The organism is Micromonospora sp. NPDC003944 (genome assembly GCF_053605225.1).
Genome location: NZ_JBSGIV010000118.1, coordinates 1 through 9,899, shown reverse-complemented (window position 1 = coordinate 9,899; position 9,899 = coordinate 1). Strand labels below are relative to the sequence as shown.

Annotated in this window: 10 protein-coding genes and 1 pseudogene; 7 read left to right on the top strand and 4 right to left on the bottom strand. The window is 72.8% G+C overall.

Features of this window, described 5'->3' with window-relative positions:
- Positions 1–601 (bottom strand): AAA family ATPase (locus ACWER9_RS31185; RefSeq protein ID WP_452305219.1); only part of this gene is annotated, 601 nt, incomplete at its 3' end.
- Positions 602–849: 248 nt separating this feature from the next.
- Here ACWER9_RS31185 and ACWER9_RS31180 point away from each other — a divergent pair.
- The 3 genes from ACWER9_RS31180 to ACWER9_RS31170 all read left to right on the top strand — a co-directional run bounded on the left by ACWER9_RS31180 (position 850) and on the right by ACWER9_RS31170 (position 3,327).
- Positions 850–1,080 carry a hypothetical protein gene (locus ACWER9_RS31180; RefSeq protein ID WP_452305218.1) on the top strand — a complete coding sequence of 77 codons (231 nt, stop codon included), beginning with the start codon at positions 850–852 and terminating at the stop codon, positions 1,078–1,080.
- Entirely contained in the window at positions 1,077–1,712 is a 636-nt protein-coding gene (locus tag ACWER9_RS31175; protein WP_452305217.1) for a PH domain-containing protein, read from the top strand. Before ACWER9_RS31180 ends, ACWER9_RS31175 begins: the two co-directional genes overlap by 4 nt.
- Before the next feature lie 76 nt (positions 1,713–1,788).
- A complete protein-coding gene (locus ACWER9_RS31170) occupies positions 1,789–3,327 on the top strand; it encodes a PH domain-containing protein (protein ID WP_452305216.1) in 1,539 nt (512 codons plus the stop codon).
- Positions 3,328–3,402: 75 nt separating this feature from the next.
- On the opposite strand, the gene ACWER9_RS31165 is transcribed toward ACWER9_RS31170, so the two are convergent.
- The gene (locus ACWER9_RS31165) at positions 3,403–4,452 is read right to left on the bottom strand and encodes a phosphatase PAP2 family protein (RefSeq protein WP_452305215.1); all 1,050 of its coding nucleotides are present in this window, start codon (positions 4,450–4,452) and stop codon (positions 3,403–3,405) included.
- Between the two features lie 127 nt (positions 4,453–4,579).
- Here ACWER9_RS31165 and ACWER9_RS31160 point away from each other — a divergent pair, with 127 nt between their 5' ends.
- Both ACWER9_RS31160 and ACWER9_RS31155 read left to right on the top strand, forming a co-directional pair.
- Positions 4,580–4,984: a thioesterase family protein gene (locus ACWER9_RS31160; RefSeq protein ID WP_452305214.1), complete on the top strand. Its 405-nt coding sequence runs from the start codon at positions 4,580–4,582 to the stop codon at positions 4,982–4,984.
- Positions 4,981–5,811: an MBL fold metallo-hydrolase gene (locus ACWER9_RS31155; protein ID WP_452305213.1), complete on the top strand. Its 831-nt coding sequence runs from the start codon at positions 4,981–4,983 to the stop codon at positions 5,809–5,811. The genes ACWER9_RS31160 and ACWER9_RS31155 overlap by 4 nt, the downstream gene beginning before the upstream one ends.
- Positions 5,812–6,023: 212 nt before the next feature.
- Here the strand turns inward: ACWER9_RS31155 and ACWER9_RS31150 are convergent, their stop codons facing one another.
- Entirely contained in the window at positions 6,024–6,959 is a 936-nt protein-coding gene (locus tag ACWER9_RS31150) for a PfkB family carbohydrate kinase (RefSeq protein WP_452305212.1), read from the bottom strand.
- Between the two features lie 99 nt (positions 6,960–7,058).
- On the bottom strand, positions 7,059–8,309 hold the full coding sequence (locus ACWER9_RS31145; RefSeq protein WP_452305211.1) for an XdhC family protein: 1,251 nt from the start codon (positions 8,307–8,309) through the stop codon (positions 7,059–7,061).
- A 369-nt stretch (positions 8,310–8,678) separates the two neighbouring features.
- On the opposite strand from ACWER9_RS31145, the gene ACWER9_RS31140 reads away from it, so the two are divergent.
- Together ACWER9_RS31140 and ACWER9_RS31135 are read left to right on the top strand one after the other, a co-directional pair.
- Positions 8,679–9,761: a lytic polysaccharide monooxygenase auxiliary activity family 9 protein gene (locus ACWER9_RS31140; protein WP_452305220.1), complete on the top strand. Its 1,083-nt coding sequence runs from the start codon at positions 8,679–8,681 to the stop codon at positions 9,759–9,761.
- Between the two features lie 57 nt (positions 9,762–9,818).
- A pseudogene (locus ACWER9_RS31135) lies at positions 9,819–9,899 on the top strand (50S ribosomal protein L25/general stress protein Ctc); the annotation flags it as partial.

The window sequence follows — 9,899 nt, the reverse complement described above, 5'->3', positions numbered from 1 at the left end:
CCCAGGCGCGGGCCCGGCGGGATCTGGATCTCCTCGAAGTCGAGCTTGCGGGTCTTCTCGGCCTCGGTGGCCATCTCGTCGTACCGGTCGAGGCGTGGGTCGCCATCACCAGGAACGGGTCGGGCACCCGGTGGCTCTCCCCGCCGATGGACACCTGCCGCTCGCTCATCACCTCAAGCAGCGCGGACTGCACCTTCGCCGGTGCCCGGTTGATCTCGTCCGCGAGCAGGAAGTTGACGAAGACCGGGCCCAGCTCGACGTCGAACTTCTCGCTCGACTGCCGGTAGATCCGGGTGCCCATGATGTCGGCGGGCACCAGGTCCGGCGTGAACTGCACCCGGGCGAAGGACCCGCCGACGACCTTGGCGAGGGTCTCCACGGCAAGCGTCTTGGCCACCCCGGGCACGCCTTCGAGCAGGCAGTGACCGCGCGCGAGCAGCGCGACGAACATCCGCTCCACCATCCGGTCCTGCCCGACGATCACACGTTTGATCTCGAACAGGCCCTTCTCCAGCAGGGTGGCGTCCTGCGCCGGCGTGGTCACCGGCGCAGGTGCCGCTCCGTTCGGCGTCGGGGCGTCGGGCATGGTCGGCTGGGCCACCGGTCCTCCACAGCGTTCGTCGGTCGTCGCTCGTCGCGGCTCGTGCGGTATCAAGACTCGCACGCCTTGCTGAGTGTCGAGGTGGGGAGAAGCCGATTTTGACCGTGCCGTCCCCAGCAGCCGAATCGCGCAACGCGGGCGTGCACAGACCGGCCTGGCGCGTGTACGATTCACCCCGTCGCCGGGCGGCTCCCCCCGTGGTCGCCCGGCGCTCAAACTCCCCGTCCCGCCGCCCTAGACTGGCCGGGATGAGCATCCCCTCCCCCGCCGACGAGGCCCTGGTCTGTTCGGCCCGGGGCTGCCGGTCGGCCGCCGTCTGGTCGCTGGAGTGGAACAATCCCCGCCTGCACGACGCCGATCGGCGCAAGACCTGGCTGGCCTGCGCCGAGCACCGGAGCAGCCTCGGTGACTTCCTCGACGCTCGGGGCTTCCTGCGTGCCGTCACTCCGGTGCCCGGATCGCCTACGCTCGACCTGTGAGCGGCGACCCTCCGGCTTCCTCCGGCCCCACCTCCCCGTCCTGGCCGCCCACCCCGGCCACCGCACCAACAGGCGTCGAGCCGCCGCCCGGCGCGTTCCCGGCGCCCACCGCACTCGGCCCGGAGTCCGCCGCGCCCGGCGGCCGGGGTCCGCTGGAGCCCTGGCCCGACACTGTCGACTGGCAGCCGATCTCCACCGACCTGATCTGGGTGGAACTGATCCGGCTGGCGGTCGTGGTCGGCATCGGGCTGGCGGTGACGGCGGTCGGCTGGGCGTTCAGCGGCCACTGGCTGTTCGGGCTCGCGGTCGCCACCGTGCTGGTGCTCGGCGCGTGGCGGGCCGTCGCGATCGTCCGCGCCGTCCGGGCCTGGGGGTACGCCGAGCGGGAGAACGACCTGCTGGTCCGGCACGGCCTACTGGTCCGCCGGCTCTCCATCGTGCCGTACTCACGGATGCAGTTCGTCGACGTGAGCGCCGGGCCGTTGGAGCGCGCCTTCGACCTGGCCACCGTGCAGCTGCACACGGCAGCGGCGGCGAGCGACGCCCGGGTGCCCGGGCTGCGCCCGGCGGAGGCGTCCCGGCTGCGCGATCGACTCACCGCGCTCGGCGAGGACCGGGCGGAGGGGCTGTGAGCACCAGCGCCGGCGGCCGGCTGCGGCAGGTCGGCCTCGACGACCATCCGCCCCGACCGGGTCGAGGGCCGCTCCGATGAGCGACAGGCCCGCCGAGCCGAGCACCGTGCCACCGACCGGCCCGACACCACCGGGGCCGGTGCCGACCGGCCCGACACCACCGGGGCCGGTGCCGACCGGCCCGACGCCGCCAGGGTCGGTGCCGACCGGCCCGACACCACCGGAGCCGGTGCCGACCGGCCCGACGCCGCCAGGGGCGGCTGCGCCGTGGCCGGCACCGGCGGGCGGCGACGACGGCGAACCCCGACAGCGACTGCACCCGCTCAGCCCGGTGCTGCACGGGGCCAAGTCCCTGGTCGTGGTCATCGCCGGGTTGTCCTGGTCGACGCTGTCCCGGGTGGGCTTCGGCTGGTTCGCCGCCATGGTGGCGGTGCTGGCGCTCGGCGCGACGGTGCTGTCGGTGATCAGCTGGTACAACACCGGCTACCACGTCGTGGGCCGGGAGCTACGGGTGTACGAAGGGCTGCTCTGGCGGCGTACCCGGGCGATCCCGTTGGAACGGTTGCAGGCCGTGGAGGTGGTGCGACCACTGCTCGCCCAGCTCACCGGCCTGGCCGAACTGCGCCTGGAGGTGGTCGGCGGCGGCAAGACCGAGGCGCCACTGGCGTACCTCGGGGTGGCCGAGGCGACCCTGCTGCGCGAGCGTCTGCTGGCGTTGGCCGGGCGGGTGGCGCAGCTACCCGCGCCGGGCGACCCGGCCGCCCCGGTGGTCCCGGGTGCGCCGACGCCGCCGGCGGCCGTGCCGGGCCGACCACTGCACGCGGTACGCAACCAGAACCTGCTTGTCAGCCAACTGCTCACCCCGCAGGCGTTCCTGCTGCCGTTCGGTGTGGCCTTCGTCGTGGTGCAGTTCCTCACCGCCGGGTCGTGGTCGTTCGTCGCGGTGGCGAGCACACTGACCGCGATGGCGGGTGTGCTGCTGCAACCGATCCGCCGGGTCCTCGACGACTGGAACTTCCGGCTGGCCCGTGACGGCGGCACACTGCGGGTGCACAACGGCCTGCTGGAGACACGGGCCCAGACCGTGCCGCTGGAGCGGGTGCAGACCGTGCGGGCCACCTGGCCGCTGTTGTGGCGGGTCAAGGGCTGGCTGCGGCTGCGCCTGGAGGTGGCCGGTTACTCCGTCGCCGAGGCCGACGACCGCAACCGGCCCGACCGGCTGCTGCCGGTCGGCGACCTGCCGACGGCGACGATGATCGTCGCCGAGGTGCTTCCCGGGGTACGCCTCGACGCGCTCACGCTGAGCCCGCCACCACGCCGGACCCGTTGGCTGCACCCGCTGGGCCGTGCCGCGTTCGGGGCGGGGCTGTTCGAGCGGGTGTTCGCCACCCGGTCCGGCCGGCTCACCCGGCAGCTCGTGATCGTGCCGTACGCCCGGATCCAGAGCGTACGAGTCGTCCAGGGGCCTCTCCAGCGCCGCCTTGGGTTGGCCTCCGTCCACGCGGACACCGCTGGCGGTTCCGGCGCCACCGCCCAGGACCGCGACCTGACCGAAGCCTGGGCCCTGGCCGCCGACCTAACCCAAAGAGCCCACCAAGCCCGCCACCCCACCTAACCCCCAACCCCCCTGACCCCGTTGATCAAGAGGTTTGCGTCAAGAATCGGATACGCGGTGACGCAAACCTCTTGATCAACACGATCGGGCCCGGCCTTCGCCCCCGACCGCGTTGAGTGGGGGGTCGGGGGTGGGGTTGGGGTTGGGGGGCGGTTGCGTTCCGGCCTTCGGGTGGCGGACTCGCCACGCCGCCCAGGCGCGCTCGGCCAGACCGACAACCAGGAAGGTCAGCCCCACGTACGCCCAGCCGACCAGCACGTCGATCACGTAGTGCTCACCCGAGTAGACCAGGGTGAAGGTCATCGCCAGCGGGTACGCGAGCAGCAGCGGCCACCAGCGACGACGGGTGGCGGTCAGGAAGAACAGCACCACGAACAACGCCCACGCGGTGTGCAGCGACGGCATCGCGGCGACCGGGTTGGAGGCGATCTGGCCGGCGTTGAGCACGTTGCCGGCACCGTGCATGCCAAAGGCTTTCCAACCCCGGGTCGAGATCCGGGCGACCTCGGTGAGCAGGCCGTTCTGCGCCGCCCACCAGGGCGGGGCGGCCGGGTAGACGAAGTAGGTGACCAGGCCGGCCGCGCAGAGGAAACCCCACCGCCGCATGTACGCGGCCCAGCGGTGCCGATCGCGCAGCCAGAGCACCGCGGCGGCGGCAAGCGCCACCACGAAGTGCGAGAAGTACACCCAGCTCGCGGCGACGTCCCACCAGTGCACCTGCGGGTGGTAGAGGTGCTGCTGCAACCAGACGGTGGGCACCTCGCCACCGGTGGCCCAGCCGAACATGAACCGGTCGGCGACGATCAGCTCCATCGCGTGCGGTGTGGCCCCGTTGTCGGCGAACCCCCGCGACAGGTTGTAGATGACGAACAGCAGCACCACCGGCACCCAGTCCCGGGCGAAGCGCAGGTGGCTGCGCCACGGCCGGTCGCTGTTCCAGGCGATGGTCGCGGCCCAGATCCAGACGAAGGCGTACGCCGGGTCGGTGGGTAAACCGATGGCCAGCCACGCGGCGACGAAGGCCACCGCCCAGACGGTCATGGCGATGACGCGCCGACGACCCCCGTCCGGGGACGCGGGCGGGTCGGTCCGGGCGGGGGGCTGGGGGTCAGTCACGACGGCCATCGGGGTCAAGGTTAACGACGGGTACGGCATCGACCGACGGGGACCACCCGATGGCCACGGGGGGTGGGTGCGCCCGGATCACCGGGCGCGTGCTCCAGTCGTCCGGTGAGCACCTAGGCTGACGACCATGCAGGAGCAGCCCGAGCCGGCCTTCGCGCCGGGTCTGACCGCCCAGGTCGAGTTGACCGTCACCGACGCGGACACCGCCCAGGCGGTCGGTTCCGGGGACGTACCGGTGCTTGGCACTCCCCGGGTGCTGGCGCTGGCCGAGGCGGCGACCGTCGCGGCGACGGCGACCGGCATGCCGCCCGGTTCGACGACGGTGGGCACCCGGGTCGAGTTGGAGCACCTCGCGCCGACGGTTGTCGGCCGGACGGTCCGCGCGCAGGCGCTGCTGGCGACCGTCGACGGTCGTCGGCTGTCGTTCGAGGTGACTGTCAGCGACGGCGATCAGACGGTGGCCCGGGGTCGGGTGGACCGCATCCTGGTCGACCGGGGGCGTTTCGTCGAGCGCGCCGGGCGACCATCGTGAACGCCGGTTTCGTCGAGGTCGCCGACCGGGTGCACGTGCTGGCCGAGCCGCTGCTGCGGGTCAACGTCACACTCGTCGTCGGCGACGACGAGGCGCTGCTTGTGGACACGCTCTCGTCGGCCGCCCAGGCCACCGAGCTGGCCGCGGCCGTCCGGGCCGTCACCGACCGCCCGTTGACGCTTGTCAACACCCATCACCACTACGACCACTGCTTCGGCAACGCCGTCCTGGCCGGCGACCCAACCCGCCCGGTGTACGCGCACGAACTGGCCGCCGCCGCCCTGCGCGAGGAGCCTGAGCGGCTGCGCCGGGAGGCGTACGAGGAGTTACGCGCGGAGCACCCGGCGCTCGCCGCCGAGCTGGCCGACACCCCGCTGCTCGCTCCGACGCACAGCGTGCACGTCCAGACGACCCTCGACCTGGGCGGCCGGCGGGTGCTGCTGCGACACCCGGGTCGGGGGCACACCGAGGCCGATCTGGTGGTGCACGTGCCGGACGCCGACGTGTTGGTCGCCGGGGACCTGGTGGAGCAGAGCGGCCCGCCCGCCTTCGAGGACTCGTACCCCCTGAAGTGGCCCGACGCGGTCGCGGACCTGCTGCGGCTGACCACCGCGCGCACGGTGGTCATCCCGGGCCACGGTGAGCCGGTGGACGTCGACTTCGTCCGGGCCCAGCACGCGGAGCTGGCGAAGCTGGCGTGGCTGATCCGGGCCGCGCACACCGGCAGCGCCCCGCCGGAACGGGTGGCCGCCGAAGCTCCCTTCGGCGCCCGCCCCGCCCTGGTCGCCGCGCACCGGGGCTACCTCGAGCTGAACGGCACGGCCTGACCGGCCGGTGACAACGGGTTCAAGCCCCTTCCTCACCAACGCCGACCTCGCCGCCCCGCCCCGCCCCGCCCCGCCCCGCCCCGCCCTGCGTCGATCATGGAGTTGTGGTGGGCCGCAAAAGTCATACATATCCTGAATTCCGGCACCACAATTCCATGATCGACGGAGGGCGGTGGAGGGCGCGGGGGGCGCGGGGTACGGGGTAAGGCGGGTCAGGTGTTGAAGCGGATTTGGACTTCGGCGCGGGTGGGCATGGCGGTGGCGCCGCCCTGGGATTCGCAGACCAGGCCGGCCACCCGTAACGCGAAGGCCACCCGGTGGGTCCAGCCGGACGGGTTCTCCGGTTCGCCGTCGACAAGCAGGTCGGCGATGAGCGCGGCCATCACCGAGTCGCCGGCGCCGGTGGCGTCGATCGCGTGGACAGTGGGGGCCGGCACCCGGACCGGGTCGGCGTCGGCGGCGGCCAGCACCGCGCCCGCAGCGCCGAGCGTCACCACCACTGTGGCCGCCCCCAGCTCACGCAGGTATGCCGCGACTCCCTCGACCGGCTCACCGGGATAGAGCAGCACGGCGTCGGCGGCGCTCAGCTTGACCAGGTGCGCGCCGGCGGCGAACTCGGCCACCACCTCGCGTAGCCCGTGCAGCGCGGCCGGCCCGTCCAGCAGCCGAGGGCGGACGTTCGGGTCGAAGACCCGCAGACCGGTGGCGAGCGACCAGGCCCGTCGGGCCGCGGCCAACGGGCCGGGCTGGAGCAGCACGATCGAGCCGCAGTAGAGCACGTCCGCGCCCTCCAGCAACGCCAGGTCCAGATCGTCGGGGCCGAGCAGGCCGTAGGAGGCCGGCTCACCGTAGAAACGGAAGTCCGGCTCCGGCCCGGCGTACGTGACCACCGCGAGCGTGGTCGGCGCCGGCACCGTGATCGCACCGGCCACCCCGACGGCGGCTGCGGTGAGGAAGTCGCGGATCCGCCCACCCAGCGCGTCGTCACCGAGCGAGCCGACGAACTGTGCCGCACCGCCGAGTCGGGCCACCCCGACCGCGACGTTGAGCGGGCCGCCGCCGATGGCCTGCCGATAGACCCGCTCCCCGCCCAACTCGCCGTCGAGCAGGTCGACGAGCGCCTCGCCGAGCACCACCGCGTATCCCATGCCGATCCTCTCGTCGCCGCCGCCCGCCGATCGCCGTGGCACCAGGCTGGCACAACGCGCGGCCCGATGAGCGGCGAAGGGCCCGCACCGACGTCCGCGCTACCCCGGCTGGTGGATGGGCCCGCCGAGCGCCGCCAGGGGTCGGCCGGTGCCGCCCCACCGGGCCGCGACGATCTGCGCGGCCACACTCACGGCGGTCTCCTCCGGGGTACGACCACCGAGGTCCAACCCGATCGGAGAGGCGAGCCGGGCGAGCTGCGCCTGGCTGAGCCCCGCCTCGCTCAGCAGCTTGTGCCGCTCGTCGTGGGTGCGCCGGGAGCCCATCGCCCCGACGTACGCCAGCGGGTGGCGCAACGCCAGCTCCAGCAGCGGCACGTCGAACTTCGGGTCGTGGGTGAGCACGCACACCACCGTCCGCTCGTCGAGCCGGCCGGCCGCCAACTCCGTACGCAGGTAGCGGTGTGGCCACTGCACCACCACCTCGTCCGCCTCGGGGAAACGCCGCGCGGTGGCGAAGACCGGTCGGGCGTCGCAGACGGTGACCCGGTAGCCGAGGAACGCGCCGATCCGGGCCACCGCGGCGGCGAAGTCGATCGCCCCGAAGACGATCATGCGGGGCGGGGTGGCGTACGTGGTCACGAAGAGGCTGACGCCGCTGCCCCGGCGCTGCCCGTGGTAGCCGTACCGCAGCATTCCGGCGCGCCCGGCGGCGAGCAACCCGAGGGCGTCGGCGCTGGCGGCATCGTCGAGCCGGTCGTCGCCGAGCGAGCCGACGACGGACCGGGGGCCGGACAGCACCGCCAGCCGCCGGCCGAGCCGCCGGGCCGGGTCGGTCGGCCCGGCACCTGATGGCTTCCCGGCGCAAGCCGGTGGGCCGTCGGCGACACGGGCCAGCGGCTCGTCGCCGGCGCGGACCAGGAGGCCATCGGTGGTGGGGGCTGATCGGGGGGCCGCGTCGGCGGCCACGCAGGTGACGACCGCCGCCGGGCGGCCGTCGCGACGGGCGGCGGCGACCGCGGCCAGCGTCGGCAGGGCACTCGCGTCGACGCGTTCGACGAACACGTCGAGGATGCCGCCGCAGGTCAGACCCACGGTGCACGCGTCGGCGTCGCTGACGCCGTAGCGGCACAGCTCGGGTTGGCCGGTGTGGAGGACGCGGCGAGCCCGTTCGTAGAGGTCCGCCTCGACGCAGCCGCCGGAGACGCTGCCGATGACCGTGCCGTCGGTCGTGACCACCATGGCGGCCCCGGGCGGCTGCGGGGCGGAGTGCCAGGTGGCCACGACGGTGGCCAGCGCGACCGGCTCACCGTCGAGGCAGCGGCGGTGCACCTCGTCGAACACGTCCGGCACCGGCGGCCGCCTCTCCGTTCCCGCTCCCCGTACGCAGGATATGGCGTCCGCCGACGACCGGCGGGTCTTCTCATGCATCGAGGAAGACCTATTGCGCTCGGCCCCTGCGGCGTGGTGGGATGACGCGTACCGGGCGGTGCGAGGGCTGCGACACCGCCGGTTGCCGGGTTGGTTGAACGCGAGGGCATCGGTCCAGGACAGGACCGTCGACGGCGCACGTCCACTGGCTGTTTCCCGCCGGGGCCGCGTCGTCATGATCGTCGCACCGCTCACGACAGCGGGGCGATCACGCCACATCCCACCCGATTGCGGCGGGGCGGCTCGGCAAGCGCCCCTCGCGAGTCAGGAGAACCTGTGAACCGTTCCCGTATGGCCGCCCTGCTCACCGCGGCCATGACCCTCGCGCTGGGCGCTGTCGCCCTGGCGTCCAGTCCGCAACCGGCCGCCGCGCACGGCGCGGCGATGACGCCCGGCAGCCGCACCTACCTGTGCTGGCAGGATGGCCTGAGCACGACCGGTGAGATCAGGCCGACGAACCCCGCGTGCTCCGCAGCGGTGGCGCAGAGCGGAACGAACTCGCTCTACAACTGGTTCAGCGTGCTGCGCTCCGACGCCGGTGGACGTACCACCGGCTTCATCTCGGACGGGCAGCTGTGCAGCGGCGGCGCCACCGGTTTCCGTGGCTACGACCTGGCCCGCACCGACTGGCCGTTGACCCACCTGACCGCCGGCGCGCGGTTGGACTTCAAGTACAGCAACTGGGCGCACCACCCCGGCACGTTCTACTTCTACATCACGAAGAACAGCTGGAGCCCGACCCGGGCCCTGGCCTGGAGTGACCTGGAGGAGCAGCCCTTCCTTACGGTGACCAACCCGCCGCAGCGCGGCAGCGTCGGCAGCAACGACGGCCACTACTACTTCAGCGGCAACCTGCCGTCGGGCAAGAGCGGCCAGCACATCATCTACTCCCGTTGGGTCCGCTCGGACTCTCAGGAGAACTTCTTCGGCTGCTCCGACGTGGTCTTCGACGGTGGCAACGGCCAGGTGACCGGCATCAGGGGTGGCACCTCGTCGCCGACCCCCACGCCGACCACCCCGACGCCCGGTCCGACCGACCCGCCGCCGACGACCACCCCGCCGCCGGCCGGCGGTAGCTGCACGGCCAGCTACAAGACGACGGGCTCCTGGCAGGGTGGCTTCCAGGGCGATGTCACGATCACGAACAACAGCAGTTCACCAATCTCCGGCTGGACCGCCAGCTGGACCTGGCCCAACGGCCAGTCGATCAGCCAGATCTGGGGTGCCACCCAGACGACGTCCGGCTCGTCGGTGACAGCGACGAATGTCGCGTACAACGGCACTGTCGCACCGTCGGGAACCGCGACGTTCGGCTTCCTGGCCAGCTCCACAGGGACCAACGGCGCCCCCACGATAAGCTGCGCCGCCCGCTGAACCCCCCACCCCAATAGTTGATCAAGAGGTTTGCGTCACCGGAACCGCTCCGGATGACGCATCTTCGCGATCGACATCACCGACGGCACCCAGGTGCTGGCGCTGCCGAAGGCGATCCAGCGTGACCCCATCCGCGAC

Bases quoted from the DNA above. Each gene is read 5' to 3' on its own strand.
- ACWER9_RS31180 (WP_452305218.1), top strand. From the start codon at position 850: ATGAGCATCCCCTCCCCCGCCGACGAGGCCCTGGTCTGTTCGGCCCGG.
- ACWER9_RS31170 (WP_452305216.1), top strand. From the start codon at position 1,789: ATGAGCGACAGGCCCGCCGAGCCGAGCACCGTGCCACCGACCGGCCCG.
- ACWER9_RS31165 (WP_452305215.1), bottom strand. From the start codon at position 4,452: ATGGCCGTCGTGACTGACCCCCAGCCCCCCGCCCGGACCGACCCGCCC.
- ACWER9_RS31160 (WP_452305214.1), top strand. From the start codon at position 4,580: ATGCAGGAGCAGCCCGAGCCGGCCTTCGCGCCGGGTCTGACCGCCCAG.
- ACWER9_RS31150 (WP_452305212.1), bottom strand. From the start codon at position 6,959: ATGGGATACGCGGTGGTGCTCGGCGAGGCGCTCGTCGACCTGCTCGAC.
- ACWER9_RS31140 (WP_452305220.1), top strand. From the start codon at position 8,679: ATGGCCGCCCTGCTCACCGCGGCCATGACCCTCGCGCTGGGCGCTGTC.